29 protein-coding genes are annotated in these 25,429 nt (G+C 66.7%); 15 read left to right on the top strand and 14 right to left on the bottom strand.

Features of this window, described 5'->3' with window-relative positions:
* Positions 1 to 15: 15 nt before the first annotated feature.
* A complete protein-coding gene (locus FFS49_RS04720; RefSeq protein ID WP_089440342.1) occupies positions 16 to 765 on the bottom strand; it encodes a glucose 1-dehydrogenase in 750 nt (249 codons plus the stop codon).
* Between the two features lie 161 nt (positions 766 to 926).
* Between FFS49_RS04720 and FFS49_RS04715 the strand changes: the two genes are divergently transcribed.
* Positions 927 to 1,856, top strand: a complete 930-nt coding sequence (locus FFS49_RS04715) for a LysR family transcriptional regulator (protein ID WP_105818684.1) — start codon at positions 927 to 929, stop codon at positions 1,854 to 1,856.
* 353 nt (positions 1,857 to 2,209) lie between these two features.
* Here FFS49_RS04715 and FFS49_RS04710 read toward each other — a convergent pair whose 3' ends face one another.
* The 9 genes from FFS49_RS04710 to FFS49_RS04670 form a co-directional block, all read right to left on the bottom strand.
* The gene (locus FFS49_RS04710; RefSeq protein WP_039342785.1) at positions 2,210 to 2,827 is read right to left on the bottom strand and encodes a 3'-5' exonuclease; all 618 of its coding nucleotides are present in this window, start codon (positions 2,825 to 2,827) and stop codon (positions 2,210 to 2,212) included.
* A gap of 186 nt (positions 2,828 to 3,013) precedes the next feature.
* Entirely contained in the window at positions 3,014 to 3,478 is a 465-nt protein-coding gene (locus tag FFS49_RS04705) for an acetyltransferase (protein ID WP_105818642.1), read from the bottom strand.
* Between the two features lie 116 nt (positions 3,479 to 3,594).
* Entirely contained in the window at positions 3,595 to 4,086 is a 492-nt protein-coding gene (locus tag FFS49_RS04700) for an NUDIX hydrolase (protein WP_105818641.1), read from the bottom strand.
* Between the two features lie 50 nt (positions 4,087 to 4,136).
* Complete coding sequence (locus tag FFS49_RS04695; protein WP_226285432.1) at positions 4,137 to 5,051, bottom strand: NAD(P)-dependent oxidoreductase; 915 nt, start codon at positions 5,049 to 5,051, stop codon at positions 4,137 to 4,139.
* A 67-nt stretch (positions 5,052 to 5,118) separates the two neighbouring features.
* Complete coding sequence (locus tag FFS49_RS04690) at positions 5,119 to 5,406, bottom strand: DUF971 domain-containing protein (protein WP_046545961.1); 288 nt, start codon at positions 5,404 to 5,406, stop codon at positions 5,119 to 5,121.
* Complete coding sequence (locus FFS49_RS04685; RefSeq protein ID WP_105818639.1) at positions 5,403 to 6,398, bottom strand: HEAT repeat domain-containing protein; 996 nt, start codon at positions 6,396 to 6,398, stop codon at positions 5,403 to 5,405. The genes FFS49_RS04690 and FFS49_RS04685 overlap by 4 nt, the downstream gene beginning before the upstream one ends.
* 31 nt (positions 6,399 to 6,429) lie before the next feature.
* On the bottom strand, positions 6,430 to 6,675 hold the full coding sequence (locus FFS49_RS04680) for a ferredoxin family protein (protein ID WP_039342800.1): 246 nt from the start codon (positions 6,673 to 6,675) through the stop codon (positions 6,430 to 6,432).
* A 10-nt stretch (positions 6,676 to 6,685) separates the two neighbouring features.
* Positions 6,686 to 8,425: a fumarate reductase/succinate dehydrogenase flavoprotein subunit gene (locus FFS49_RS04675; protein ID WP_137909796.1), complete on the bottom strand. Its 1,740-nt coding sequence runs from the start codon at positions 8,423 to 8,425 to the stop codon at positions 6,686 to 6,688.
* Positions 8,422 to 9,192: a GntR family transcriptional regulator gene (locus FFS49_RS04670; protein WP_039342803.1), complete on the bottom strand. Its 771-nt coding sequence runs from the start codon at positions 9,190 to 9,192 to the stop codon at positions 8,422 to 8,424. Before FFS49_RS04670 ends, FFS49_RS04675 begins: the two co-directional genes overlap by 4 nt.
* 322 nt (positions 9,193 to 9,514) lie before the next feature.
* On the opposite strand from FFS49_RS04670, the gene FFS49_RS04665 reads away from it, so the two are divergent.
* The 11 genes from FFS49_RS04665 to FFS49_RS04615 all read left to right on the top strand — a co-directional run bounded on the left by FFS49_RS04665 (position 9,515) and on the right by FFS49_RS04615 (position 19,724).
* On the top strand, positions 9,515 to 10,735 hold the full coding sequence (locus FFS49_RS04665; protein WP_105818637.1) for an MFS transporter: 1,221 nt from the start codon (positions 9,515 to 9,517) through the stop codon (positions 10,733 to 10,735).
* A 282-nt stretch (positions 10,736 to 11,017) separates the two neighbouring features.
* Positions 11,018 to 11,419, top strand: coding sequence for a DnaJ family domain-containing protein (locus FFS49_RS04660; protein ID WP_006478536.1), 402 nt, complete (start codon positions 11,018 to 11,020; stop codon positions 11,417 to 11,419).
* Complete coding sequence (gene tadA / locus FFS49_RS04655; RefSeq protein WP_039342806.1) at positions 11,416 to 12,012, top strand: tRNA adenosine(34) deaminase TadA; 597 nt, start codon at positions 11,416 to 11,418, stop codon at positions 12,010 to 12,012. Before FFS49_RS04660 ends, tadA begins: the two co-directional genes overlap by 4 nt.
* Positions 12,013 to 12,123: 111 nt before the next feature.
* Positions 12,124 to 13,062, top strand: coding sequence for a muramoyltetrapeptide carboxypeptidase (ldcA, locus tag FFS49_RS04650; protein ID WP_039342808.1), 939 nt, complete (start codon positions 12,124 to 12,126; stop codon positions 13,060 to 13,062).
* 306 nt (positions 13,063 to 13,368) lie between these two features.
* Positions 13,369 to 14,073 carry a GntR family transcriptional regulator gene (locus FFS49_RS04645; RefSeq protein ID WP_105818636.1) on the top strand — a complete coding sequence of 235 codons (705 nt, stop codon included), beginning with the start codon at positions 13,369 to 13,371 and terminating at the stop codon, positions 14,071 to 14,073.
* 150 nt (positions 14,074 to 14,223) lie between these two features.
* Positions 14,224 to 15,717 carry an NCS1 family nucleobase:cation symporter-1 gene (locus FFS49_RS04640; protein WP_105818635.1) on the top strand — a complete coding sequence of 498 codons (1,494 nt, stop codon included), beginning with the start codon at positions 14,224 to 14,226 and terminating at the stop codon, positions 15,715 to 15,717.
* Between the two features lie 10 nt (positions 15,718 to 15,727).
* Positions 15,728 to 16,519, top strand: coding sequence for an aspartate/glutamate racemase family protein (locus FFS49_RS04635; RefSeq protein ID WP_105818634.1), 792 nt, complete (start codon positions 15,728 to 15,730; stop codon positions 16,517 to 16,519).
* A 148-nt stretch (positions 16,520 to 16,667) separates the two neighbouring features.
* Positions 16,668 to 17,621 (top strand): allantoinase PuuE, encoded by a 954-nt coding sequence (gene puuE / locus FFS49_RS04630; RefSeq protein WP_027784723.1) that lies wholly within the window; start codon positions 16,668 to 16,670, stop codon positions 17,619 to 17,621.
* The gene (gene uraD / locus FFS49_RS04625) at positions 17,618 to 18,139 is read left to right on the top strand and encodes a 2-oxo-4-hydroxy-4-carboxy-5-ureidoimidazoline decarboxylase (RefSeq protein WP_039342817.1); all 522 of its coding nucleotides are present in this window, start codon (positions 17,618 to 17,620) and stop codon (positions 18,137 to 18,139) included. The genes puuE and uraD overlap by 4 nt, the downstream gene beginning before the upstream one ends.
* 62 nt (positions 18,140 to 18,201) lie before the next feature.
* Positions 18,202 to 19,215, top strand: a complete 1,014-nt coding sequence (gene alc / locus FFS49_RS04620; RefSeq protein ID WP_011352409.1) for an allantoicase — start codon at positions 18,202 to 18,204, stop codon at positions 19,213 to 19,215.
* Entirely contained in the window at positions 19,212 to 19,724 is a 513-nt protein-coding gene (locus FFS49_RS04615; RefSeq protein ID WP_043187989.1) for an ureidoglycolate lyase, read from the top strand. Before alc ends, FFS49_RS04615 begins: the two co-directional genes overlap by 4 nt.
* A gap of 81 nt (positions 19,725 to 19,805) precedes the next feature.
* Here the strand turns inward: FFS49_RS04615 and FFS49_RS04610 are convergent, their stop codons facing one another.
* On the bottom strand, positions 19,806 to 20,771 hold the full coding sequence (locus FFS49_RS04610) for a LysR family transcriptional regulator (RefSeq protein WP_105818633.1): 966 nt from the start codon (positions 20,769 to 20,771) through the stop codon (positions 19,806 to 19,808).
* A 151-nt stretch (positions 20,772 to 20,922) separates the two neighbouring features.
* On the opposite strand from FFS49_RS04610, the gene FFS49_RS04605 reads away from it, so the two are divergent.
* A complete protein-coding gene (locus FFS49_RS04605) occupies positions 20,923 to 21,327 on the top strand; it encodes a RidA family protein (RefSeq protein ID WP_039342823.1) in 405 nt (134 codons plus the stop codon).
* A gap of 27 nt (positions 21,328 to 21,354) precedes the next feature.
* On the opposite strand, the gene FFS49_RS04600 is transcribed toward FFS49_RS04605, so the two are convergent.
* Positions 21,355 to 22,170: an aminotransferase class IV family protein gene (locus FFS49_RS04600; RefSeq protein ID WP_105818632.1), complete on the bottom strand. Its 816-nt coding sequence runs from the start codon at positions 22,168 to 22,170 to the stop codon at positions 21,355 to 21,357.
* A gap of 132 nt (positions 22,171 to 22,302) precedes the next feature.
* Here FFS49_RS04600 and FFS49_RS04595 point away from each other — a divergent pair, with 132 nt between their 5' ends.
* Positions 22,303 to 23,223 carry a LysR substrate-binding domain-containing protein gene (locus tag FFS49_RS04595; RefSeq protein ID WP_105818631.1) on the top strand — a complete coding sequence of 307 codons (921 nt, stop codon included), beginning with the start codon at positions 22,303 to 22,305 and terminating at the stop codon, positions 23,221 to 23,223.
* 72 nt (positions 23,224 to 23,295) lie between these two features.
* Positions 23,296 to 23,706: an ACT domain-containing protein gene (locus FFS49_RS04590; RefSeq protein WP_105818630.1), complete on the top strand. Its 411-nt coding sequence runs from the start codon at positions 23,296 to 23,298 to the stop codon at positions 23,704 to 23,706.
* A 96-nt stretch (positions 23,707 to 23,802) separates the two neighbouring features.
* On the opposite strand, the gene FFS49_RS04585 is transcribed toward FFS49_RS04590, so the two are convergent.
* Positions 23,803 to 24,996 carry a urate hydroxylase PuuD gene (locus FFS49_RS04585; protein ID WP_105818629.1) on the bottom strand — a complete coding sequence of 398 codons (1,194 nt, stop codon included), beginning with the start codon at positions 24,994 to 24,996 and terminating at the stop codon, positions 23,803 to 23,805.
* 52 nt (positions 24,997 to 25,048) lie between these two features.
* On the bottom strand, positions 25,049 to 25,402 hold the full coding sequence (gene uraH, locus FFS49_RS04580; RefSeq protein WP_011352401.1) for a hydroxyisourate hydrolase: 354 nt from the start codon (positions 25,400 to 25,402) through the stop codon (positions 25,049 to 25,051).
* Between the last annotated feature and the right edge of the window lie 27 nt (positions 25,403 to 25,429).

Here is a 25,429-nt window from a genome sequence, read left to right as displayed (position 1 = left end):
TCGGCGCGGCTCGGATCAGCCGGCGGTCTTGCCGCCGTCGACGGTGACGATCTGGCCGGTTACGAACGCTGCAGCGTCCGAAGCCAGGAAGCGCACGGCCGCTGCAATCTCGGCCGGCTTGCCGACGCGGCCCAGCGGCACGCCCGAAGCGAGCGCGGCCTTGTTCTCCGGCGTGCCGGTGAAGCGGTCCAGCATGCCGGTGTCGGTCGGGCCGGGAGCCACGGCGTTGACGCGAACGCCTGCGGCCGCCACTTCCAGCGCTGCGGACTTGGTCATGCCCTCGACGGCATGCTTGCTGCCGGCGTACACCGACGCGTAGGCCGCACCTTCATGCCCGTAAGTCGAGGAGATGTTGATGATGCTGCCGCTGCCCTGGGCAGTCATCACGCGCAGTTCGTGCTTCATGCTCAGCAGCGTGCCGAGCACGTTGGTGTCGAAGGTGGCGGCGTAGCTGTCGGCGGTCTGGTTCACGATCAGACCGGGCTGGCCTTCGGTGCCGGCGTTGTTGACGGCCACGTCCAGGCGGCCGAAGTGCGCCACGGTCTGGTCCACCAGATCCTGGACCTCCTGGTCGTGCCGGACATCGGCCTGGATGAAGTGGGCCTCGGCGCCCAGCTGACGGAGTTCGGACTCGAGCGCCTTGCCTTCCGCCGGCCGGCGGCCGGAGATGACGAGACGGGCGCCGCTGCCTGCAAACGCCAGGGCGGTGGCGCGACCGATGCCGGTCAGCGCGCCGGTGACGAGAATGACGGGGTTGGAGGTCATGATATGCTCCTTGAGGTATGACGGTTGACGTATGGGCGATGGATTGCCGGGGTTCGGAAGCTGCTTTTCCCGGCGCCATGGTTGAGAATTTAGGGGCTTCCACTCGCAAACAAAAAGACTTTGTAAGCGGGTGGGGATGCTTGAAAAGCATGGGAGAAAGCATGGAGCTGAGACATCTGCGCTACTTCATCGCCGTGGCGGAGGCGGGCAGCCTGACGGTGGCTGCCGAGCGTCGGCTGCACACCTCCCAGCCTTCGCTGAGCCGGCAGATCCGCGACCTGGAAGATCAGGTCGGCGTGGATCTGCTGAGCCGCAGCACGCGCGGCGTCGAACTGACGCCGGCGGGGAAAGCCTTCATCGATCACGCGCGGCTGGCCCTGAGCCAGGTTGATGCGGCGATCGAGGCCGCGCGCCGGGCGGCGCAGCCGAGCAAGCAGCGTTTTGCACTGGGATTCCTGACCGGGCAGGAGATGACCTGGCTGCCGAAGGCGCTGAACTTGCTACGCGACGAGTTGCCGAACATCGATGTGACGGTCTCCAGCGATTACTCACCGGACCTGGCGGATGCATTGGCGCGTGGCCGGCTGGACCTGGCCTTCCTGCGCGCCGAGCCGGGCTTCGATCTGGATTACACGACGGTTGGGCAAGAGCCGCTGGTCGTGCTGATGCCGAGCGATCATGCGTTGGCGTCGCAAGAGCGCATCCGACCGCAGCAACTCGTGGGACAGCCCTTCGTGGCCATGGCCAACAAGGCACGCGTGCTGCGTTCTGTGGTGGACACGTACCTGCAGCGCGAAGGTGTGACGCTTACGCCCACCCAGGGCGTGGACAACCCGGCGATGGTGATGTCGCTCGTGGCGTCGACGCGCGGGCTGACGTTGATTCCCGATTACGTCGAGAACCTGCTGCCGTGGTCCGTGGTGAGCCGCCCCCTGGCGGGAGATGCGCCGACAATCGACCTCGTTGTCGGTCACAGCCGCTCCAACGCCTCGCCAATCCTCAAGCTCTTCCTGTCCCGGTTGAGCGAGCTGGTGCCAGCGGCCGGCAAACAAGCAATGCAGCCCGGGAATGTCATAAGGACAGGCGCCTGACATGTTCGGCGCAGAACCGGTGGTACACGCGTCAGATTCTTCGGGATGCAGTGACGAGCCCAAATTCCGCCACTGGTTGGAGAAATCGGGCGGGCGCACAACCTGCTCGTCATGTCGCGCTGCAAGTGCGCGCAGGTGCGTCAGGGCGACGTGAGCCGGTTCATCTGCATCATCATGTGCAAGGAGGGCCCTTGCATGACACGATCGTGGGCGGCCACAAAATGGCTGTCCTGCCGTTGCCTTGTATTCGGAATCGACCGGAAGAGTGTTGCGACAAGAAAACGGCTTGGCAGATTGCCAAGCCGTTTTTCATCAGTGGATTGCGCGAGTCGGAAGCATCGCGACCCGGATGCTCACGCGTGTGCGCCCACGAGCGAACGCAGGTAAGTCGGCACTTTCGCCTTCGCCGTGGCCTGTACACGCGCCATGAGCGCGTGATCGATGCGATTCAGCCCGTAAGTCCGCGCAATGTCGTGCTGCAGCCGGCACCACAGGTGCCCGGCCATCTCGGCATCGACCATCGCCCGGTGCGCACGGCCCGATTTCGGCAGCCGCAGCATATCGACCAGGCTCGACAGGCGGTGACTCGTGGCATCCGGGTAGATGCGTCTCGCCACGAGCATCGTGCAAGCAAACGCATGCTCGGCCGACTCGCCAAGCAGCCCGAGTTCCGACTGCCAGAACCGTTTGTCGAAACCGGCGTTGTGGGCCACGACCGCATGCTTGCCGACGAACGCCGCGGCTTCCTTCATGACCTTCGACGCCGGCGGCGCCGCTGCGATCATCTCGTTCGTGATGCCGGTCAGCGCGACGACATCGGACGGAATGCGTCTGCCTGCATTCATCAGGCTCTGGAAACGGTCGACGATTTCACCGTCCCGGAGCAGGATGACGGCGATTTCGGTCGCACGGTCGCCCATATTCGGCGAAAGTCCGGTTGTTTCGAAGTCCAGTACCGCAACGGTTTGCATGGTCGAATCCTGTGGCTTCACGCGGTGTCGTTAGAGTGGCCGAGAGGTTAGCATCTCCAGGCCCGCGACAGGCTCGTTCAGCCCGGGAAACGCTCATCCGTGCGGAGCGTGCCGAACCGATCGATGAACCCGACCGCCCGGAGCGCACGACGTGAAGGGCGGCGTGCTATCCCGCGCGGGCCACGATCATGCGTGCTGCGGCGAGGACGACGGTTTCGCGCGATTGCGCAGGTGAATCAACGGATAGGCGCGCCCCTGCCCATCGAGCGCCGATCGCCCGGTGCGCTCGAAGCCGAGCCGTTCATAGAATCCTGCCGCCGCTTCGTTCTGCTCGTTGACGTCGGTCGACAGGTCGGGGTGACGCTTGAGCGCATCTTCCACGAGCAGGCGCCCGACACCCGCGCCATGGTGAGCGGGATCGACGAACAGCGCTTCCATGTGACTGCCGTCGAGCAGCATGAAGCCGATCGCGCGGTCGGAATCGTCGACGGCGAGATCGAGCGGCGCACCGGGCAGGAACGCGACGACTTCGGATTCGATCGCACGTCGGTCGTCGTCGCTGAGGAAGGGGTGCGTGGCGTCGACCGCGTTGCGCCAGATATCCAGCACGCGTGCGCCGTCGGCCGGGGTGGATTTGCGAATTCTGATCATGGGTTGGCCCGTCTTTGATTTGTAATTGGCAGTTCGTCGGCGGGTAGCCGGCACCGTCATGGCCCCGATCGGGCCGCTCGCAAAGGCTGCGAGAAAGACGGCGGTGTTTCAGGTTTTCAAGTATTGGCCGGACGCTGCGCGTGACCAGGGACCGCAGCATGCTCGATCGCGCGTCGCGCGACATCACGAACTCCCGCGCTCATCGGCAAGTCATCGCGGTCGAGTTCGGCGAGATCGAACCAGCGCGCATCGAGCGCATCGTCGCCGGCAGCAGGCGTGCCGCGCAACCATCGGCACAGCACCGCGACCATGACGAAATGCTGACGTACGTCGCCGCCAGCATCGTAATCGAACGCATCCAGCGCGGTAAAGGCGTCGAGCGCCTCGACGTCCATGGTCGTCTCTTCGGCGATCTCGCGCACGACCGCGTTCGCAATCGATTCCCCCACTTCGATCTTGCCGCCGGGAAAGCCCCAGCAGCCCGCATCGGGCGGATTGGCGCGACGTACCAGCAGTACGTCGCGCTCCCGCAGCACGATGCCGATCACGGCGGGAACCGGGCGGACGGAAGCGGGGATGCGGGTCGGGGAGCGAGATGAGTCGGACATGTGGTGCTACGCGCGGGTGCGTTCGGGTGGGTGGGGCGGCCGGCGACGTTTCATTGTGCGTGGTCGGTGCGCTGCTCGATCGCGCGGATCACCGCGACCATGTCGTCAGCGCCATGTCCGGCTCGCTCGGTCTCGCCGTACAGCGCATGGCAGATGTCGAGCAGGGGCGACGCGATGCCGATGCCGCGCGCGGATTCGGCAACGAGGCGGGCATTCTTCAGCACGTCGGTGATCGCGGCCTGCACCGAGAAATCCGCCGCGACGAGTTTGCCGAGCTTCACGCGTGACACGTCGCTCGCCATCGGGCCTGCGTTCAGCACGTCGGCGAAGCGGGCGAGATCGATGCCGTGGCGTTGCGCGAAATGCGTGGCTTCGGTCAGGCCGGTGACCATCGTGATCAGGAACAGGTTCACGGCGAGCTTCATCGTCAGCGCCGACGGTACGTCGCCGCACACGAAGCTGTCGCGGCACAGTGGCTTCACGAGCGAACGGACGGCGTCGACGTCGTCCGGCGCGCCGGCGAGCATCACGACGAGTTGACCGGCTTCGGCCGGCTTGCGCGACCCCGACACGGGCGCCTCGACGTAACGGCCCGACGCGGCGGCGATTTCGTCGGCCAGCGCGCGCGAGTATTCGGGCGGATGCGTGCCCATGTTGACGATCGTATGTCCGGCGACGCGGCGGCTGAAATCGGTCGTGCCGCGTCCGAGGACGGCATCGGTCGCCGCGTCGTTCGCGAGCATCAGGATGACGGTGCGGCAGGCCGCGAACACGTCGTCTGCATGGTCGGCCACGCGCGCGCCGGCGTCGCGCAGCGCATCGTCGCTGCCGTGCGACCGGCTCCACACGATGAGCGGCGTACCGGCCCGTGCAAGATTGAGCGCCATCGGCGTGCCCATCACGCCAAGGCCGATGAATCCGACTGCGGTCTGCATGTTCTGGCTCCCACGGTGGGTGGAGACGATCGTGGGCGTCAGTATCGCAGCGTTTCCGCACGCCTGCCATGTGGTCCGCACACCTGCGGGCGCCACGTCACGGTTGCGCCGTCATCTCCGCCAGATATGGCCACGGATAGATGCCGCGCGCATGACCGTCGCCGAATACCGCGCGGATACCGTAGCCGGCTGCCTCGACGTCGTTCAGCATCACATCGGGTCGTACATCGACACGACCGCCGTCGCGCCGGATCCTTCGGCATTCCGCACACGGGCAATCAACGCGCAGCTGCGCATAGCCGATGCGTTGCGTGTGACCGTCCGGCCAGCGAAGCGTCAACGTGCGCGCAGGGTGATCGAGCGCGATTTCGGTCGGGGCGATCATGGCGATGACGCGTCGATTTGCCGGATCGCGATCCGCACGGCCTTGCGTACGTCCGGATCGTGGTCCTCCAGCGCGCGGGTCAGCGCGGGCAACGTCGCGCGGTCGCGCAATTCGCCGAGCGCAAGCGCGGCTTCCTTGCGCAGGTTGCTGATCGCATGCGAGAGCAGCGCGGTGACGGCCGGCGCCGCGGCCGCATCGCGCAGTTGCCCGAGCGCACGTGCGGCACGAAGGCGCACTTGCCAGTAGTCGTCGTCGAGCGCGGCGACGAGCGGTTCGCGTGCGGTCGCAACGCGCAGCTTGCCGAGCGTCGTGGCCGCTTCCTCGCGCACCTGCCATTCGTGGTCGCGTAGTGCGACGAACAGTGCGTGGATGGTGGACGCATCGTCGGGCGCCGCGAAACCGATCGCGCCGACCGCGATACGTCGCACGTCCGCTGCGGTATCGGTGGTTGCGATGCCCGCGAGCGGCGGCAGCGCACGCGGATCCTTGAGCCAGCCGAGCACCGCCACGGCTTCGGCGCGCACCGCGGCGTGTTCCGCGTCGAGCGCGTGCAGCGCGGGCGCGAATGCGCCGGGGTCGCGCAACTCGCGCAATCCACGCAGTACGGCTCGGCGCACGAACGGCTCGGGCCGGGCTGCCCATCGACACAGCACGGCACCCGATGCCGAGTTCTTCAGTTCGGACAGGCTTTGCGCCGCGGCGGCGCGCACGTCGTCGTCCGGATCGAGCAACGCACCGCACAGTGCGTCGACGACGTCGGGCTGTTCCCACGCACCGAGCACGCGGGCGGCTTCGGCGCGCACGTCGGGCGACGGATCGGCGCGCAGCGCGGCGATGAAAGCGGGCACGAACCCGGGGTCCTCGAGATCGGCGAGTTCGAACAGTGCGACGCGGCGCACGGCGGCATCGGGCGACGCGAGGCGGGCGGCGAGTGCGGCTTCGTCGGAAGCGTGCGCGCGGGCCGGCGCGGCAGCGAAGGAGGAGTCGGTCATGGGCGACGGGAGAGAGCGTTGGGGGACAGGGTCAGCGCAGCAGGTAAGGGATGTCGACCTTGACCGCGCCGGTCGGGCAGTCGCGTTCGCATGGCATGCAGTACCAGCATTCGTCGAACTGCATATAGGCCTTGCCCTTGGTCACGTCGATCGCGAGCAGGTCGAGCGGGCACACGTCGACGCAGACGGTGCAGCCCTTGTCGGCGATGCACAGGTTCTCGTCGATCGTCACGGGTGCGCTGCTGCGCTGGAAGATGTCGTGCGGGGTATGGGGCATGGCTGGTTCCTCAAAGGGCGGCCGCGAGCGCGGCCGGTTCGCGGATGCGCAGATTCGTGTAGGCGCCGCGCTCGTCGTCGGCAAGCGGCACGACGTACGGTTCGACCGGCCGCTTCTCGCTGCGCATCGCGCCCGCGGCGTCCTTGTGCAGCCAGGTGTGGCAAAACCATTCGGCGTCGTTGCGATGCGGGAAGTCGACGCGGTGGTGGTACAGGCCCCAGCGGCTTTCGGTGCGGAACAGCGACGCGCGCGCGGCCATTTCCGCGCAGTCACGGATTGCGCACACCTCGGCGGCGCGCATCAGTTCGTGTGGGTGGTTCGCCTTGATCTCTTCGATATCCTCAGTAATGGCGTCAAAACGTTGAAGCCCGATTTCCATCTTGCGCGTCACCTTCGGCGGTTGCAGATAGTCGTTCACCATGCGGCGCAGCTTGTATTCGACCTGGGCCGGCGCCAGGCCGCGCTCGCGCAGCAGCGGCGCAAGCACGCGCGTGCGTTCGGCGGCGACCTGTTCGTCGTCCACCGGCGCGTGCTCGCGGCCGGCCACGTAGTCGGCCGCGTTCTGCCCGGCAAACCAGCCGTACGTGAATGCGCCGAGCATGTAGTTGTGCGGGACAGCCGCCATGTCGCCGGCCGCGTAGAGCCCGGGCACGGTCGTCTCCGCGCGGGCGTTCACGTACACGCCGGATGCGCTGTGGCCGCTGCAGAAGCCGATCTCGGAGATGTGCATCTCGACCATCTGGCTGCGGTAGTCGGTGCCGCGCCCGGCATGGAAACGGCCGCGGCTCGGCCGCTCGTTTGTATGAAGGATCTGCTCGATGGTCTGGATCGTTTCTTCCGCGAGGTGGTCGAGCTTCAGGAACACAGGGCCGTTGCCGCTTTGCAGTTCCTGGTAGAACTCCCACATCATCTGGCCGCTCCAGTAGTCGCATTCGATGAAGCGTTCGCCCTTGCCGTTCGCGGTGAAACCGCCGAGCGGGCCGGTGACGTACGCGCACGCGGGGCCGTTGTAGTCCTTGATCAGCGGATTGATCTGGAAGCATTCGAGATTCGCGAGCGCGGCACCGGCGTGATACGCCATCGCATAGCCGTCGCCCGCGTTGGTCGGATTCTCGTAGGTGCCCATCAGGTAGCCCGAGGCCGGCAGGCCGAGGCGGCCGGCCGCGCCGCAGCAGAGAATCACGGCCTTCGCGCGGATCACGTGGAACTCGGCGGTGCGGCAGTCGAAGCCGAGCACACCGCTCGCGCGACCCTGCGCGTCGGTCAGCACGCGCGTCGCCACGATCCGGTTCGTGATCGCGATGCGCGCGCGCTTCAGCTGCCGGTACAGCACCTTCTTGATGTCGTGTCCTTCCGGCATCGGGAGCACGTACGAGCCCATGTGATGGACCTTCTTCACCGCGTAGTCGCCGGTGCCGTCCTTCTCGAACTTCACGCCCCAGCGATCGAGCTGCTCGATCGTCGCGAAGCTGTGCGTCGCATATGCGTACACGGCCTCCTGGTCGACGATCCCGTCGTTGGCGATCGTGATCTCGCGCGTGTACTGCTCGGGCGTCGCATGCCCGGGGATCACCGCGTTGTTCAGGCCGTCCATCCCCATCGAGATCGCGCCGCTGCGCTTCACGTTTGCCTTTTCGAGCAGCAGCACGCGCAGGGACGGGTCGCGCTCCTTCGCCTTGATCGCCGCCATCGGGCCGGCGGTGCCGCCGCCGACCACGACGATGTCGTATTCGAGCACATGGGTAGTCATCGCTGTTTCCTTGCAGGTTTGCGCGGCTTCTGCCGGTCGATGCGCAGCCGGTACTGGAAGGCGTCGCCGCGGAAGTAGAGGGTTTCGTAGTCGATCGGTGCGCCCGACGCGTCATGCGTGAGGCGCTCGATGCGCAGCACGGGGCTGCTTTCCTCGACGTGCAGGGCATCGACGATCTCGTCGTCGGCGAGGATCGCGTCGATCGACACGTCGGCATGGCCGAGCGGGATGCCGCAGTCGTTTTCCAGGACCAGGAAAATGTCGCGGGTCGCGAGGTCGGCGCCCGCGAGACGCTTGCCGATGGCTTCGGGCACCCACGTCTGTTCGAGCGACACGGGCTCGCGATTCAGCAGCCGCACACGATGAATCTCGACGAGCGCCGCGCCTTCGGGCACGTTCAGCTTCGTGGCGAGATGGCGGTTGGCCTTGACGGTGCGGAGGCTGCGCACCTGGTTGACGATCTCGTAGCCCATCGACGACATCGCCTCGGCGAAGCCCTGCAGCGAGGTCACGTTCTGGAACGCCTTCGGCTTCGACACGAAGGTGCCCTTGCCGTGCAGCTTGAACAGCAGTCCTTCCTTCTGCAGATCGCCGAGCGCCTGGCGCACCGTGATGCGACTGACGTCGAACATCGCGCAGAGTTCGTGCTCGGACGGCATCCGGCTGTGCGGCGCATAGGTGCCGTCGAGAATGCGCGCACGCAGCGTGTCCTTGATCTGCACGTAGAGCGGGGCCGCCGACAGCGGCACGACGTTGGGGGAGGTCATCGGTCAACTTGTTATGACAAGATTGCCCGAGTGTAGTCAGCCGGATCGCGCGGTCCAACCAACTATTTCTGATTTCGACTTTCCCGATTCCGGAAAGGCGCGGTGGCAGGGGCGGACCGAACGGTCGATCCGGCGTGCGGTGACGGCTCGGTCCGCCCGTTGCGGGCGGAGCCGATCGGCGGACAATGAAAGTTCGACGTTGCGTGTGCCGCGCATGTCGATTTCCCGATGCGTCGTTCGTCGTATCCATGTCGACCGGGCATTGCGCGAAGCAGGTGGCACCCGGTTCCCGAGGATCGTCATCACGACAAGGAGGTACCCCATGCCGGACTCCCGATACCGCTGGGTCATCGTCGCCGCGGGCGGCCTGATGGGCTGCATCGCGATCGGCGCGATGTTTTCGTTGCCGGTGTTCCTGCGCGCGATCGCGCGCGACACGGGCTGGTCGATGACCGGCATTTCCGGCGCGATGACGCTCGGCTTCATCGCGATGGCCTTCGCGAGCATGGCGTGGGGCAGCCTGTCGGACCGCATCGGCACGCGCCCGGTCGTCATGACGGGCGCCGTCCTGTTGTCGGCAAGCCTGGCGCTGGCGAGCCGCGCGCCGTCGCTGCTCGCGTTCCAGCTCACCTTTGGTCTCGCCGTCGGCGGCGCGACGGCTGCGATATTCGCGCCGATGATGGCGTGCGTGACGGGCTGGTTCGACACGCACCGCAGCCTCGCGGTGTCGCTCGTGTCGGCCGGCATGGGGATGGCGCCGATGACGATGGCCCCGCTGGCCGCGTGGCTCGTGTCGGTGCGCGACTGGCGCACGTCGATGCTGATGATTGCGGCGCTGGCGGCCGTCGTGATGGTTCCGGTGTCGCTGCTGGTGCGCCGGGCGCCCGCGCTCGACGGCGCGCAGGCGGCTCCCGCGGTGTCGGCGCCTGCCGGCGACCCCGCGGCGATGTCGGTCGCGGATGCGCTGCGCTCGCCGCAGTTCGTCGTGCTGCTGCTGACCAACTTCTCCTGCTGCGCGACGCACTCGGGCCCGATCTTCCATACGGTCAGTTACGCGGTGACGTGCGGGATCCCGCTGATCGTCGCGGTGTCGATCTACAGCGTCGAAGGGCTTGCCGGCATGGGCGGCCGGATCGCGTTCGGGATCCTGGGCGACCGCCTCGGCGCGAAGCGCATGCTGGTGGCCGGGCTGCTCGCGCAGGCGCTGGGTGCGCTCGGGTATTACTTCGTGCGCACGCTCGACGGGTTCTACGCGGTCGCCGTCGTGTTCGGCTTCATCTACGCGGGCGTGATGCCGCTGTATTCGGTGCTCGCGCGCGAGAACTTCCCGCTGCGGATGATGGGCACCGTGATCGGCGGCTGCGCGATGGCCGGCAGCCTCGGGATGGCCGCGGGCCCCGTCGCCGGTGGCCTGATCGTCGATACGTTCGGCAGCTACGGCTGGCTGTATCTCGGCTCGTTTGCAATCGGTCTCGGCGCGTTCCTGATCGCGATGATGTTCCGCCCGTTCGCGAACGCGCGGCGGGAAGCGGCGGCTGCTTGAAACAGGAAAACTGGAAACAGGGCCGTGTCCGTTTTTCCGGGGCGGCGCGGTTCGGTTGGCGTCGTCGCAAAAAAAAGCGGAGCCCGATACTGGTCGCATTTGCCGGTGTCCGGATGGCCCGCAGCCCGCTGCAGCGCAGCAGAGCGGCAAATGAGACGGATCGGCGCGCATGCCCCACGATTCGGCCCCTAAAAAACACAATATCGAGCATATATTCGAAGGGCCTGTCATACCGGCGTCACCCTGCTAGAATTCGGCCTGCCGCATTGTTCCGATTGACTGATGAGATTGCTTGACGCCCTGGTCGAACAACGTATTGCCGCCGCCGCCGCGCGGGGAGAGTTCGACGATTTGCCGGGTACCGGCGCGCCGCAGGCGCTGGATGACGACCTGCTCGTACCCGAGGAGGTGCGGGTGGCCAACCGTATCCTGAAGAATGCGGGCTTCGTGCCGCCGGCCGTCGAGCAATTGCGCGCGCTGCGCAACCTGCATGACGAAGTGCAGGCGGTCAGCGACCGCGCAGCGCGATGCCGTCTGCAGGCGAAGATCCTTGCACTCGACATGGCGCTCGAATCGCTGCGCGGCGGCCCGATGGTGATGCCGCGCGACTACTGCCGGCGCATCGCGGAGCGCCTGTGCGAGCGCGGGCTCGACGAAGCGTCCGCTGAAGCGGGGCCGATGTGACGTCCGACGCGCTGCACGACGCAGACCGGTCGGCAACCGCCCCGGCGGCCGAACCTGCCGCCGATTCCCCCGTTCCCGAAGCTGCGCCTGCATCGGCGCGCGACCTGCATTTCATGCGCCTCGCCCAGGCTGCCGCCGAAGAGGCGCGCGCGGCCGGCGAAGTGCCGGTTGGCGCGGTGCTCGTGCGTGGCGACGAAGTGATCGCACGCGGATTCAACCATCCGATCGGCGGGCATGACCCGTCGGCCCATGCGGAAATGGCCGCGCTGCGCATGGCCGCGCAGCATCTGCAGAATTACCGGATGCCCGGCTGCGAGCTGTACGTGACGCTCGAGCCGTGCCTGATGTGCGCGGGCGCGATCATGCATGCGCGCATCGCGCGGGTCGTCTACGGTGCCGCCGACCCGAAGACGGGCGCGTGCGGCAGCGTGATCGACGCATTCGCGAATCCGCAACTGAACCACCATACCGAAGTGACCGGCGGCGTGCTCGCCGACGAGTGCGGCGCCGCGTTGAAGTCGTTTTTTGCCGACCGCCGTCGCGCGCTGCGCGAAGCACGGCTTGCCCGTGACGCCGAGTCCGGCGCGTCATAGGCGCGCCCGCCGCACCCGCCGCTCGACGCGAGCCGGGCATGCACGGTTCCGTGAACCGGAGACGGTTCGGACCCTCTAAGCAGGTTTGACGACCCGACACCTTTCTTCGCCATGTCCTTCCAGCCCGCCGCGTCCTACACCATCCGCCTGCTTGCGCCATCCGGCTATCCGCATGACCCGGACGCGATCAATCGCGCGCTCGAGCGCCTCAGCACCGCGCAGCATCGCATCGAGAACATCGAAGCGACGCAGCGGCGCTTCCAGCGGTTCGGCGGTACCGACGGCGAGCGGGCAGGCGACCTGAATCGTCTTGCCGATCCCGAGCGGCCGCTGCCGGACATCGCGCTCGCGGTGCGCGGCGGCTACGGCGCGGCGCGCATCCTGCACGGGCTCGACTATCGCGGGCTCGAGCGCCGGCTGCGCGACCAGCCGGTCGCGCTCGTCGGCCACAGCGACTTCACGGCGCTCCAGCTCGCGCTGTACGCGAAGGCGCGCATCAAGACGTTCGGCGGCCCGATGCTGTCCGCCGACTTCGGCGCGGAAACGCCGAGCGACTTCACGATGCAGCATTTCTGGCAGACGCTGACGCAGCCGAGCACGACGATCATCGCCGAAGCGCCGCAGGTGCAGAGCGTGAACGTGACGGGCACGCTGTGGGGCGGCAACCTCGCGATCCTCACGTCGCTCGTCGGTACGCCGTACATGCCCGACATCGAAGGCGGCATCCTGTTCATCGAGGACGTCAACGAGCAGCCGTTCCGGATCGAACGGATGATCTATCAATTGCACCTGTCGGGGCTGCTCGCGCGCCAGCAGGCGCTCGTGCTCGGCCAGTTCACCGGTGCACGACCATTCGAGTACGACAACGGCTACGACATGCAGGCGATGATCGACCAGGTGCGCGCGGTGATCGGGATTCCGGTCGTGACGGGCCTCCAGTTCGGTCACGTGCCCGACCTGCTCACGCTGCCGTTCGGCGCGCAGGCGCAACTGGTCGCGAATGCGCATGGGTTCCGACTCACGCTGTCGGACTATCCGCACCTCGGTTGAGGCGGGCGCAGTCGGTCGAAAGGCGGGGTTCCCGCCTTTTTCTTTATGTAAATATGCAACTAACGGTCGGATATTTTCGTCGACCTCAGCAAGGTCGTGGCCGGATCTTGCACCAGTTTTGTCAACAAAATTACCGGAGGCTACACGACGAGAAGCGCGTCAGTTGTACGTCTCAGCCTTGTCGTGCATGGATTTGACGCATCATGCACCGAACGAGGTCGCATCGATGCACGCCGATTGTGCGCAATGTCGGAAAAGAATTGTTGACAATATTTATGTCCACCCTAGGATGAGGATCATCACACGATGCCGATCATGAACGAGCCCGAATCCCACCCGTCCGGTGCAGCCAGTCCCGAAGCGATCGCCGAGCGGATCCGCACGGCGATCCTCGAGCATCGGCTCGCGCCGGGCGCGAAGCTGACGGAGGCGCAGCTCTGCGAGGTGTTCGGCGTGAAGCGCGGCGCGATCCGCCAGGCGCTCGCGCAGCTCGCGACCGACAAGCTGGTCGAACTCGAGCCGAACCGCGGCGCGTTCGTCGCGAGCCCGACGCTGCAGGACGTGCACGAGGTGTTCGAGATGCGCCGGATCATCGAGCTCGCCGTGGTCGAGCGGCTCGCGACCGGGCCCGGCGCGAAGCGGCTGAAGGGGGTCGCGTCGCTGATCGAGAAGGAACGCAAGGCGTTCCAGCGGCAGGACTTCGCGGCCTGGATCCGCCTGTCGGGCGAATTCCATACGGCGCTCGCCACGCTGATGGGCAATGCGACGCTCAGCGAGTGCCTCGAAGGGCTCGTCGCACGCTCGACGCTGATGTCGGCGCTGTACGAATCGCACGGGCGCAGCCCGTGCTCGTGCGACGACCACGACGAGATCCTCGGTGCGCTGGAGGCCGGCGATCCGAAGCGGGCGGTGACGCTGATGGCGCACCACCTGCAGCATGTCGAACTGAAGATGCTGGACCGGCCCGCACAAGGGCAGGTCGATTTGCGCGAAGTGTTCGGCGGCGCCTGAGCGGCGACGCGAACCCGGCCACGCGCCACAAGAACGAGCGAAATGCAGGCCCGCGGCGTTTGCCGCGGGCCGCTGGTCCGACTCCGGGCGTCGATCCGGAGCGATATCGATGACGGTGGAGCGGCCTTCCGGCCGCGTCAAGGAGAAGTCATGGCTCAGTTCAGTGTGGCGCACGATAGCGCCTATCCGGCGGAAGAAGGCGGCGAGGGCGGCGAGGGCGGCGACCCGACACTGCCGAATGGTTACAGCGAACGTCTGTACAACGAAGATTTGGCACCCCTGAAAAATCAGACATGGGGTTCGTACAACATCTTCGCGTTCTGGATGTCCGACGTGCACAGTGTCGGCGGCTACGTGTTCGCGGGCAGCCTGTTCGCACTCGGGCTGACGAGCTGGCAGGTGCTGATCGCACTGATCGTCGGCATCGGCCTCGTGAACGCGCTGTGCAACCTGATCGCGCGGCCGAGCCAGCAGATCGGCGTGCCGTATCCGGTCGCGTGCCGCGCGACGTTCGGCGTACTCGGTGCGAACGTGCCGGCCGTGATCCGCGGGCTGATCGCGATCGCGTGGTACGGCATCCAGACCTATCTTGCATCGAGCGCGCTCGTGATCGTCGTGCTGAAATTCTTCCCGCAATGGCTGCCTTACGCGGACGTGCATCGCTACGGCTTCCTCGGGCTGTCGGCGGTCGGCTGGGCCGGCTTCATGCTGCTGTGGGTGCTCCAGGCGTTCGTGTTCTGGAACGGGATGGAGACGATCAAGAAGTTCATCGACTTCGCGGGGCCGGCCGTCTACGTCGTGATGTTCATCCTCGCCGGCTACATGGTGTGGCGCGCGGGCTGGCGCAACATCGGCATCAACCTCGGCGGCGTGAAGTACCACGGCGCGGAAGTGATTCCGGTGATGATCACGGCCGTGTCGCTGGTCGTGTCGTACTTCTCCGGGCCGATGCTGAACTTCGGCGATTTCTCGCGCTACTGCCGCTCGTTCGGCGACGTGAAGCGCGGCAATTTCTGGGGGCTGCCCGTCAACTTCCTCGCGTTCTCGCTCGTCACGGTGATCACCACCGCCGCGACGCTGCCGGTGTTCGGTGAACTGATCACCGATCCGGTCGCGACGGTCGGACGTATCGATCATCCGACCGCGGTGATCCTCGGCGCGCTGACGTTCACGATCGCGACGATCGGCATCAACATCGTCGCGAACTTCGTGTCGCCCGCGTTCGACTTCTCGAACGTCGCGCCGCGCCTGATCAGCTGGCGCGCGGGTGGGATGCTCGCGGCCGTCGCGTCGATCTTCATCACGCCGTGGAACCTGTTCAACAACCCGGCCGTGATCCACTACACGCTCGATGTGCTCGGCGCGTTCATCGGCCCGCTGTACGGCGTGCTGATCGCCGACTTCTACCTCGTCAAGCGCGGCCGCCTCGTGCGCGACGACCTGTACACGATGTCGGAAAGCGGCACGTACTGGTACACGGGCGGCGTGAACCGCCGCGCGCTGGCCGCGCTGCTGCCGGCCGCGGTGATCGCGGTCCTCTGCGTGATGGTGCCGGGCTGGCAGGCCCTCGCGAATTTCTCGTGGTTCATCGGCGCGGGGCTCGGCTTCGTGTTCTACCGGCTGCTCACGAGCGCGAAGGCGTAAGGAGCGTGCGATGAAGATCCGACTGATCAATCCGAATACGACGCAGCGGATGACCGACGCGATGGGCCGCTGCGCGCGCGAGGTCGCGGCTGCGGGCACGGAGATCGTGGCCGTGAGCCCGCCCATGGGGCCGCCGTCGATCGAAGGCTATTACGACGAGGCGCTCGCGACGCCGGGGCTGCTCGCCGAGGTCGCGCGGGGCGAGCGCGACGGTTGCGACGCATACGTGATCGCGTGTTTCGGCGATCCGGGCCTGTACGCGGCGCGCGAGCTCGCACGCGGGCCGGTGATCGGCATTGCCGAGGCCGCGATGCATGCGGCGAGCGTGCTCGCGCCGGGCTTCTCGGTCGTCACGACACTCGCCCGTACCTGCGGGATGGCATGGCATCTCGCCGAGCGCTACGGGATGAAACGGTTCTGCCGCAACGTGCGCGCGACCGACGTCGCGGTGCTCGAGCTCGACCGGCCGGGCACGGCCGCGCGCCGGATCATCGTCGACGAATGCCGGCGCGCGCTCGACGAGGACGGCGCCGACGCGATCGTGCTCGGCTGCGCGGGGATGGCCGAGTTCGCGCACGAGATCGAGCAGCAGATCGGCGCGCCGGTGGTCGAGGGCGTCACGGCGGCCGTCAAGTGGGCCGAGGCGCTCGTCGCGCTGCGCCTCGCGACCGCGAAGCGTGGCGACTACGCGCGCCCGCTGCCGAAGCGCTACGACGGCGCGTTCGCCCGCTTCAGCCCGCCGGACGGGGATGAGGCGGAACCGCTCCCGAATTTGCCGCAACCGCACATACACACCGTCTGACACGCACTATCTGCGCCGCTGTATGGGCGCGTATGGGCGTTTTCGCTACACTGGGCCGTCATCGCATCGGCTTGCGCAGCCGGCCTCCGGCACCTGCGCAGTCGATGCGAACCCATTATTTCAGCGAGCTTTCGCCGCACTTCGAACCATGTCACTCGATCCCAACTATCCGCGCGACCTGATCGGCTACGGCCGCCATCCCGTTCAGGCGAACTGGCCGGGGCGCGCCCGCGTCGCCGTGCAATTCGTGCTGAACTACGAGGAGGGCGGCGAGAACTGCGTGCTGCACGGCGATCCGGGCTCCGAGCAGTTCCTGTCGGAAATCGTCGGCGCGGCCGCGTATCCCGACCGCCACATGAGCATGGAGTCGATCTACGAATACGGTTCGCGGGCTGGCGTGTGGCGCATCCTGCGCGAATTCGAGAAGCGCGGGATGCCGCTGACGGTGTTCGGCGTCGGCATGGCGATCGAACGCCACCCGGAGCTTGCGCGCGCCTTCGTCGAGCTGGGCCATGAAATCGCGTGCCACGGCTGGCGCTGGATCCACTACCAGAGCATGACGCCCGAGCTTGAAGCCGAGCACATGCGCCTCGGGATGGAAGCGATCGAGCGCGTGACGGGCGAGCGTCCGCTCGGCTGGTACACCGGCCGCGACAGCCCCAATACGCACCGCCTGGTCGCGGAATACGGCGGCTTCCTGTACGACTCCGACAACTACGGCGACGACCTGCCGTTCTGGATGGACGTCGAGGTGTCGGGCGGCCGCACGTCGCCGCAGCTGATCGTGCCGTACACGCTCGACACGAACGACATGCGCTTTGCGACGCCGCAGGGCTTCAACACGGGCGATCACTTCTTCGACTACCTGCGCGACGCATTCGACGTGCTGTACGCGGAGGGCGACGAGGCGCCGAAGATGCTGTCTATCGGCATGCACTGCCGGTTGCTCGGCCGGCCGGGCCGGTTCCGCGGGCTGCAGCGTTTCCTCGATCACATCGAGAAGCACGATCGCGTATGGGTGACGCGCCGTGTCGATATCGCGCGTCACTGGCGTGAACATCATCCGTATCAGCCCAATCATCGAAACGAAGGGAAAGCATGAAGGCGATGCGCTACACGTTGGAACAACTGAACACGATGGCGCCGAGTGCATTTGTCGCGGCCTTGTCGGGGATTTTCGAACATTCGCCGTGGGTGGCCGAAGTCGCCGCGGGCGAGCGGCCGTTCGCGAGCATCGACGCGCTCCACAAGACGATGTCGGGCGCGGTGGAAACGGCCGGCGAAGTGCGCCAGCTCGCGCTGATCAACGCTCACCCGGAGCTGGCCGGCAAGGCCGCCGTGCGCGGCGAGCTGACCGCCGAGTCGACGCGCGAGCAGAGCGGCGCGGGCCTCGACCAGTGCACGCAGGAAGAGTTCGACAAGCTGCTGACGCTGAACCGCACGTATCGCGAGAAGTTCGGTTTCCCGTTCATCCTCGCGGTGCGCGGCTATGACCGGCACGGCATCATCGCGAACTTCGAGTCGCGCGTGAATCACTCGCGCACCGAGGAGCTGCGGGCGAGCCTCGACCAGATCTACCGGATCGCGCGTTTCCGCCTCGACGACCTGATCGACGCCTGACATCGCAATACGGCCTGCTGCGTTGCAGCGGCCTGATCGCCTCACTGAAACAAGGAAACATCATGGCTGTTCCGCTTCTCGATCCCAACGCTCCCGACTTCACGCGGCGCTACGTGAACCTGGCCGACCCGCGTCTCGGTGCGCAGGCGCTCGAAGCCAGCGACGATTTCTTCGCGCCGAAGGACCGGATGCTGAACCCCGAGCCGGCCGTCTTCATCCCCGGCAAGTACGACGACCACGGCAAGTGGATGGACGGCTGGGAAACGCGCCGTAAGCGCACGACGGGCTACGACTGGTGCATCGTCAAGCTCGCGCGCCCGGGCGTGATCAAGGGCTTCGACATCGACACGAGCCATTTCACCGGCAATTTCCCGCCGGCCGCGTCGATCGAGGCCGCGTTCGTGGCCGACGGCGCGCCGACGCATGCGACCGAGTGGGTCGAGATCGTGCCGTCGACGACGCTGCAGGGCAACAGCCATCACTACGTCGAAGCGAGCGATGCGCGAGCGTTTACCCACCTGCGCGTGAACATCTATCCGGATGGCGGCATCGCACGCCTGCGCGTGTACGGCCAGCCTCAGCTCGACTGGGCCGGCGCGAGCGCGACCGAGCAGTTCGATCTCGCGGCGATGGAAAACGGCGGTTACGTGGTGGCCGCGAACAACCAGCACTTCGGCGTCGCGTCGAACCTGCTGCTGCCGGGCCGCGGCGTGAACATGGGTGACGGCTGGGAAACCCGCCGCCGCCGCGAACCGGGCAACGACTGGGCGATCATCGCGCTCGCGCAGCCGGGCGTGATCCGCAAGATCGAAGTTGATACCGCGTTCTTCAAGGGCAACTACCCGGACCGCTGTTCGATCCAGGCCGCGTACGTGTCGGGCGGCACGGACAGCTCGCTGATCACGCAGTCGATGTTCTGGCCGGTGCTGCTCGGCGAACAGAAGCTGCAGATGGACAAGCAGCACTACTTCGAACAGGACATCGCGTCGCTCGGCCCCGTCACGCACGTGCGGCTGAACATCATTCCGGACGGCGGCGTGTCGCGCCTGCGCCTGTGGGGGACGCTCGACAAATGAAGACGCTTGCCATCGAACCGCTGACCAAGGAAGCGTTCGCGCCGTTCGGCGACGTGATCGAAACGGAAGGGGCGAAGCAGATTCCGATCAACCTCGGCACCACGATCCGCTTTCACGATCTCGCGAAAGTCGACGTGACCGATGAAGACGGCCGCACGCTCGTCAACCTGTTCCGCGGCCAGCCGCGCACGCTGCCGTTCGAAGTGAAAATGCTCGAGCGGCACCCGCTCGGCAGCCAGGCGTTCGTGCCGCTGAACGACCAGCCGTATCTCGTCGTCGTGGCGCCCGCGGGCGATCTCGATCCGGCGAAGATCCGCGCGTTCGTGACGAGCGGCTGGCAGGGTGTCAACTATGCGAAGGGCGTTTGGCATCACCCGCTGATCGCGCTCGGCGGCGTTAGCGACTTCATCGTCGTCGATCGCGGCGGCGATGGCCTGAACCTGAACGAGCAGGACCTGCAGGAATCGCTGTGGCTCACCGACGAGGCGCTGCACGCGCTGACGGCCTGAGTCGCCGGCGTTTCTGCCTGCGTCTGACGAAACCCGCGCATCCTGCGCGGGTTTTTTTATGTGCGGCCGGTTCGGCGCGATTCAGGTCGCCGCGTTTTTGCGCGTGTCGTGCGAACTGCCGGCGCCGCGACGCCGGTTCGCAATCGGTGCATGCTGCGCCATCAGCTCGGCGACCCAGTCGATGAAGACGCGCAGCTTCGCGCTGACGTGCCGGTTCGGCGGGAACGCGATGTACATCGGCATCGGTTCGAGCTGCCATTGCTCGAACAGCGGCACCAGTTCGCCGCGGGCGCGATGCGCGCCCGCCATGTAGTCCGGCAGCCACAGAATGCCCAGTCCGGCGAGGCCGGCCTCGAGGTACGCATTGCCGTCGTCGACCGCGAGCACGTAGCGTCCGCGCACATGGACCTGCTCGCCGTCGCGTTCCATCGCAAACGGCAATGCCTTGCCGATGCGCGCCCACAGAAAGCCGACGACCCGGTGATGCGTATCCTCCAGCTCGTCCGGATGCGTCGGCGTGCCGGCGCGTGCGAGATAGGACGGTGACGCATACACGCCGAGCCGCAGGTCGCCGACGCGCCGCGCGACCAGTGAGCGATCGGTCGGCTCGCCGCCACGCACGACGCAGTCGACGTTCTCGCCGATCACGTCCACCACGCGGTCGCTCACGCCCATGTCGAGCTGGATGGCCGGATAACGCGCATGGAACGCGGGCAGCGCGGGGATCAGGATCAGGCGGGCGAACGGGGTCGGCACGTCCACGCGCAGCCGCCCCCGGGGCGACGCGGACGCGGCGGACAGGCTCGTTTCGGCGTCGTCCATGTCTGCCAGCAGCCGCACGACGCGGTCGTAGTACGCGGCGCCGTCCGCCGTGACGACAACCTTGCGCGTCGTGCGATTGAACAGCTTCACGCGCAGCCGCGCTTCGAGCTGCTGCACGAGTTGCGTGACGGTGGTGCGGCTCATGTGCAGCGTCTCGGCTGCCTTCGTGAAGCTGCCGGCTTCCACCACGCGGGCGAATGCCTGCATTGCGTCGAATCGATCCATCGGGTCAGGGCTCCGCGTCGGTCGGAATTGTTTGGTGCGTGCAAACAGTGTTGGATAGGGTTGCCGGTTTATTCGCCGTGCAATGGTCCCTAAAGTGCCTTCATCGTTAATGCAGGGGCGGTTTCGCCCCGCAAACCGAAGGAGGTAGGGGATGGTAAAGCGTAGCGTGGTTTTCCCGCCCGGTCGCCAGGCACTGTACGATCGCAACCGCTATTCGCCGGCGTTGCGCTCGAACGGCTTCCTGTTCGTGTCCGGGCAGGTCGGCAGCCGAGAGGACGGCTCGCCGGAGCCGGAGCTGGGCGCGCAGGTCCGCCGTGCGTTCGACAACCTGAATGCCGTGCTGCGTGCGGCCGGCTGCACGTTCGACGACGTCGTCGACGTGACCGTGTTCCTCGTCGACCCGGAGGCGACGTTCGAGCGGATCTGGGAGATCGTCCCTGACTACTGGGGCGCCGCGCCGCATCCGACGCTGACCGCCGTCGGCGTGACGTGGCTGTACGGCTTCCAGTTCGAGATCAAGGCGATCGCGCGGCTGCCGGAGACGGTCGACGCGTGAGCAGCGCGCGGTTCGCGGCGGCGCGCGTCACGGCGCGGCCGGCGGCTCCTGTTCGTATGCGCGATGCAGCAGCGCGACGAACGATGTCGAATCGGGCAACGTCGCCGTGCCGAAGCGACGCACGGCGATCCCGGGCGTCCATGAATTCATCACGACGGCGCCGGCCATCGACGGCAGGTCGGCCGGTGCCAGTTCGCGATCGTGCTGCGCGACACCCATGCGCGCCAGTTGCCGGCGCAGGATGCCCATCGTGACGCCGCCGAGCATGCCGGCCACCGGCCACACGACCGCGTCGCCGGTCCAGAAAGCCAGATTCCAGATCGAGCCCTCGCTGATACGCCCGTGGCGATCGACGAAGGCCGCATCGTCGAAACCCTGCGCGATCGCGCGGCGCAGGAAGTGCGTCTTTGCGACTTCACCGACGTGCTTGATTCCCGGCAGCATGCGCTCGTGTTCGAACACTGCGAGATCGAGCGGGCCCGCCGGTCCCGACGACGGCGCGGCGGTGCGGACCAGCACGTCGAGCGTTTCGTCGTCGCGCGGCGCGACGAATTCGCCCGTCGTCGCATGCACGGTCGCCGTCAGCGACAGCGCCGGCGGCGCACGATCGAGCGCGGCGCGCAGGAGCGTGCGAATCCGGTCGTCGGGCAGTGCCTGGCCGAACAGCGTGTTCGACGCATCGCGCAGCCGCGCGAGATGCAGGTCGAGGCCGCGCACGTGGCCGTCGCGCACCTGCATGGCGGTGAAATGCGCATGGCCCGCGAACGCGAGCGCGGCGAGCGCGTTTGGGGTGGCGGCGACGCCGTTGAGCTCGGCGACGGACGGGAACGGGGCAACGGTCATTGGCGGATCTCCGGGTTTGGCCGCAAGCACGGGGGCTCACGACATCTTCAAGAAAGCCTATTGTTTGCCGATTGATGGTGTGTTGAAAAACGAGTAGTTTTGGAACGGTCATCAAATCCGGTTTGAAGATCGATGGAACGCATGTGGCCCGGTACGCGCGCGCTGAGGACGTTCGATGCGGCGGCGCGGCACCTGAATTTCTCGCGGGCGGCCGACGAGGTCGGGCTGACGCCGGCGGCCGTCAGTCACCAGATCAAGGAAATCGAAGCGCAGCTCGACATGGCGCTGTTCGTCCGCACGAGCCGCAGCATCCGGCTGACGCCGGCCGGTGTCGTGCTGGCCGCTGCGGCCGCCGAGGCGCTGGCGGGGCTGCAGCGCGCGACTGCCCGGGCACGGCGCGTCGCGCGGGAGCAGACGGAATTGCGCGTATCGGTCGGCGCGCGCTTCGCGACGCACTGGCTGCTGCCGCGGATGCCGCGTTTCAGGGCCGAGCATCCTGCGTTCGAGCTGTCGTTCGATATCACCGACCGGTTGCGCGATTTCGATGACGACGACATCGATGTCGCGATCCGCTACGGCACCGGGCGTGATCGCGATGCGTGCGCGCAGCGCCTGTTCGATACGTCGGTCGTTGCGATCTGCAGTCCGGCGCTGCTGTCGGCCGGGCCGCCATTGCGCAAGCCGCGCGACCTGCTGCGCCACACGCTTTGCCACGTCGACTGCGAAGTCGACGGCGTGACCTGGCCGCGCTGGTCGGCCTGGATGGCCGCGGCCGGCGTCGACGGCTTCGACGACAGCCGGTGCGTATCGTTTCCGGATTCGAGCCACGTCGTGCAGGCCGTGACGGACGGCACCGCGATCGGTCTGGCGGAGCCGCGCATGATCGCGCGCGATCTCGCGGAGGGGCGCGTCGTGCAGCTGTTCGACGTGAACGTCGAGGTGGCGCCCGGCCTTGCGTATCACGTCGTGTATCCGGAGCGCACGCAGGACGATCCGCGCATCGTCGCCTTGCGCGACTGGCTTGCGGATGAAGTCGCGACGATGTGCGTTTAATGGTGGCGGCGGCGCGTGCTATCGTGCCCGCATCGCCACTGCTCGACGCCGTTTTCCACGCGTGTTCCTTCGATGAGCCAACCTGAAAGCAACCTCGCGATCCTGCTGAGCACGATGCAGCCCGAACTGAATCCGGGCGCGTTCGCATTCGTGTCGCTGCCGACCGACGCAGACGTGTCGTTATCCGAAGTGATAGCAACGTTCCGCGAGGCGGAAGGGCTGACCGTCGTGGTCGAAGAGGAGACGGCAGCGCGTCACGGCTGGCCCGTGCTGTTCCGTGCGGCCTGGATCACGCTGACCGTGCATTCGGACCTCGCGGCGGTGGGCCTCACGGCAGCATTCGCACGGGCGCTCGGCGCGGCCGGCATCAGTTGCAACGTGATGGCCGCCGCATACCACGATCACATCTTCGTGCCGTTCGACGATGGCCCGCGCGCGCTCGATGCGCTCGTCGCGCTCCAGCTCGACGCGATGCGCGGCTGACGCGCGAAGCGCATTCGGAATACGCAAAAAACGGGCCCGTGACCGGGCCCGCGAACGGAGACGATTGCGCCGGAACACGACCCGGCGCACGGCGGCTTACTTGTTCGCGCCACCCTCGAACCAGGCGGCGAGCTTCGTGCGCTCGTCGTCGGTCATGTGCGTGACGTTGCCGATCGGCATTGCCTTCAGGCGCACGGCCTGTTCGTAGATACGCTGCGCGTTCTTCGACACTTCGTCCGGCGTGTCGAACATCACCCCTGCGGGCGCGCTGCCCATCAGCGTCGGCTTCGCCGAGTGGCACTCGACGCAGCGCTGCTGCAGGATCGGCATGATTTCGTTGATCACGACCTTCGGCGCGTTCGCGGCCTGCGCTTCCGGCGCGACCGGCTTCGGCGTCGTCCAGACCAGTGCGCCTGCCAGCAGCGCGACGCCGCCGATCGGCAGATACCACAGCTGCTTGCCGCGGTGGCGCATCACGAAGAACTGGCGGATCAGCGCGCCGGCCAGCATGATCAGCACGAGCACGACCCAGTTGAACTTGTTCGTGTAGGTCATCGCGTAGTGGTTCGACAGCATCGCGAACACGACCGGCAGCGTGAAGTACGTGTTGTGCACCGAGCGCTGCTTGCCGCGCTTGCCGTAGATCGGGTTCGGCTCCTCGCCCTTGAGCATCTTGTCGACCATCTTGCGCTGGCCGGGGATGATCACGAAGAACACGTTCGCCGACATGATCGTCGCGAGCATTGCGCCGACGATCAGGTAGGCGGCACGACCCGCGAAGATGTGGCACGCGAGGTACGCGGCGGCGACCACGTAGATGCCGACGCAGATGCCGAGCACGCGGTCGTTGGTGCCGAGGATGCGGCACAGCGAGTCATAGACGATCCAGCCGGCCGCGAGGAAGCCGAGTGCGGACGCGACGGCGACCACCGGGCCCATGTCGAGCACGCTCTTGTCGATCAGGTAGGTGTTCGGCGCGAGCAGGTACAGCACGAAGAACAGCGAGAAGCCCGACAGCCAGGTCGTGTACGACGGCCACTTCGACCAGTGCAGGTCATCGGGCATTTCCGGCGGCGCGACCGTGTACTTCTGCATGTTGTAGAAGCCGCCACCGTGGACGTGCCACAGTTCGCCGAACACACCGCGCTTGCGCTGGTTCGGGTCGGTCGGCGGTTTCAGGCTGTTGTCGAGCGCGACGAAATAGAACGACTCGCCGATCCACGCAATGGCGACGATGACGTGCAGCCATCGCAGCGCGAGGTTCAGCCAGTCGGTGATGAAGCCTTCCATGAAACTCCTCCAGACTCAAATCGTTTGTTTGATGCGGGCGCTGATTCGAATGTCAGCTGCCGCGATAGGTGCTGTACGACCACGGCGACACGAGCAGCGGCACGTGGTAGTGCGAGCCGGTGTCGGCGATGCCGAAGCGGAGCACGACGCGATCGACGAAACGGGGTTCAGGCACCTTCACGCCGAGCGACGCGAAGTAGTCGCCGGCATGGAACACGAGTTCGTATTCGCCGGCGGCGAGCGCGGCGCCTTCGAGCAGGGGTTCGTCGCAGCGGCCGTCGCTATTGGTCAGCACGGTCTTGATCGCGCGGCGCGATTCGCCGTCCAGCGCGTAGAGGTCCACCTTGATTGCAGCGCCGGGACGGCCGTGCGCCGTATCGAGTACGTGGGTAGTGAGCTTTCCCATTCGTTGTGTCCTTGTGTGAATGCGAGG

The sequence above is a fragment of the Burkholderia sp. 4NA327C6 genome, from assembly GCF_005502655.1.
In the GTDB taxonomy this organism is placed as follows: Bacteria; Pseudomonadota; Gammaproteobacteria; order Burkholderiales; family Burkholderiaceae; genus Burkholderia; species Burkholderia contaminans.
The sequence above is the reverse complement of the archived record's forward strand: the minus strand, read 5'-3'. Positions and strand labels throughout refer to the sequence as shown.

Excerpts from the sequence above, each read along its gene's own strand:
- FFS49_RS04720 (WP_089440342.1), bottom strand. The coding sequence starts at position 765 with ATGACCTCCAACCCCGTCATTCTCGTCACCGGCGCGCTGACCGGCATC.
- FFS49_RS04715 (WP_105818684.1), top strand. The coding sequence starts at position 927 with ATGGAGCTGAGACATCTGCGCTACTTCATCGCCGTGGCGGAGGCGGGC.
- FFS49_RS04710 (WP_039342785.1), bottom strand. The coding sequence starts at position 2,827 with ATGCAAACCGTTGCGGTACTGGACTTCGAAACAACCGGACTTTCGCCG.
- FFS49_RS04705 (WP_105818642.1), bottom strand. The coding sequence starts at position 3,478 with ATGATCAGAATTCGCAAATCCACCCCGGCCGACGGCGCACGCGTGCTG.
- FFS49_RS04700 (WP_105818641.1), bottom strand. The coding sequence starts at position 4,086 with ATGTCCGACTCATCTCGCTCCCCGACCCGCATCCCCGCTTCCGTCCGC.
- FFS49_RS04690 (WP_046545961.1), bottom strand. The coding sequence starts at position 5,406 with ATGATCGCCCCGACCGAAATCGCGCTCGATCACCCTGCGCGCACGTTG.
- FFS49_RS04685 (WP_105818639.1), bottom strand. The coding sequence starts at position 6,398 with ATGACCGACTCCTCCTTCGCTGCCGCGCCGGCCCGCGCGCACGCTTCC.
- FFS49_RS04680 (WP_039342800.1), bottom strand. The coding sequence starts at position 6,675 with ATGCCCCATACCCCGCACGACATCTTCCAGCGCAGCAGCGCACCCGTG.
- FFS49_RS04675 (WP_137909796.1), bottom strand. The coding sequence starts at position 8,425 with ATGACTACCCATGTGCTCGAATACGACATCGTCGTGGTCGGCGGCGGC.
- FFS49_RS04670 (WP_039342803.1), bottom strand. The coding sequence starts at position 9,192 with ATGACCTCCCCCAACGTCGTGCCGCTGTCGGCGGCCCCGCTCTACGTG.
- FFS49_RS04665 (WP_105818637.1), top strand. The coding sequence starts at position 9,515 with ATGCCGGACTCCCGATACCGCTGGGTCATCGTCGCCGCGGGCGGCCTG.
- FFS49_RS04660 (WP_006478536.1), top strand. The coding sequence starts at position 11,018 with ATGAGATTGCTTGACGCCCTGGTCGAACAACGTATTGCCGCCGCCGCC.
- ldcA (WP_039342808.1), top strand. The coding sequence starts at position 12,124 with ATGTCCTTCCAGCCCGCCGCGTCCTACACCATCCGCCTGCTTGCGCCA.
- FFS49_RS04645 (WP_105818636.1), top strand. The coding sequence starts at position 13,369 with ATGCCGATCATGAACGAGCCCGAATCCCACCCGTCCGGTGCAGCCAGT.
- FFS49_RS04640 (WP_105818635.1), top strand. The coding sequence starts at position 14,224 with ATGGCTCAGTTCAGTGTGGCGCACGATAGCGCCTATCCGGCGGAAGAA.
- FFS49_RS04635 (WP_105818634.1), top strand. The coding sequence starts at position 15,728 with ATGAAGATCCGACTGATCAATCCGAATACGACGCAGCGGATGACCGAC.
- puuE (WP_027784723.1), top strand. The coding sequence starts at position 16,668 with ATGTCACTCGATCCCAACTATCCGCGCGACCTGATCGGCTACGGCCGC.
- uraD (WP_039342817.1), top strand. The coding sequence starts at position 17,618 with ATGAAGGCGATGCGCTACACGTTGGAACAACTGAACACGATGGCGCCG.
- alc (WP_011352409.1), top strand. The coding sequence starts at position 18,202 with ATGGCTGTTCCGCTTCTCGATCCCAACGCTCCCGACTTCACGCGGCGC.
- FFS49_RS04615 (WP_043187989.1), top strand. The coding sequence starts at position 19,212 with ATGAAGACGCTTGCCATCGAACCGCTGACCAAGGAAGCGTTCGCGCCG.
- FFS49_RS04610 (WP_105818633.1), bottom strand. The coding sequence starts at position 20,771 with ATGGATCGATTCGACGCAATGCAGGCATTCGCCCGCGTGGTGGAAGCC.
- FFS49_RS04605 (WP_039342823.1), top strand. The coding sequence starts at position 20,923 with ATGGTAAAGCGTAGCGTGGTTTTCCCGCCCGGTCGCCAGGCACTGTAC.
- FFS49_RS04600 (WP_105818632.1), bottom strand. The coding sequence starts at position 22,170 with ATGACCGTTGCCCCGTTCCCGTCCGTCGCCGAGCTCAACGGCGTCGCC.
- FFS49_RS04595 (WP_105818631.1), top strand. The coding sequence starts at position 22,303 with ATGGAACGCATGTGGCCCGGTACGCGCGCGCTGAGGACGTTCGATGCG.
- FFS49_RS04590 (WP_105818630.1), top strand. The coding sequence starts at position 23,296 with ATGAGCCAACCTGAAAGCAACCTCGCGATCCTGCTGAGCACGATGCAG.
- FFS49_RS04585 (WP_105818629.1), bottom strand. The coding sequence starts at position 24,996 with ATGGAAGGCTTCATCACCGACTGGCTGAACCTCGCGCTGCGATGGCTG.
- uraH (WP_011352401.1), bottom strand. The coding sequence starts at position 25,402 with ATGGGAAAGCTCACTACCCACGTACTCGATACGGCGCACGGCCGTCCC.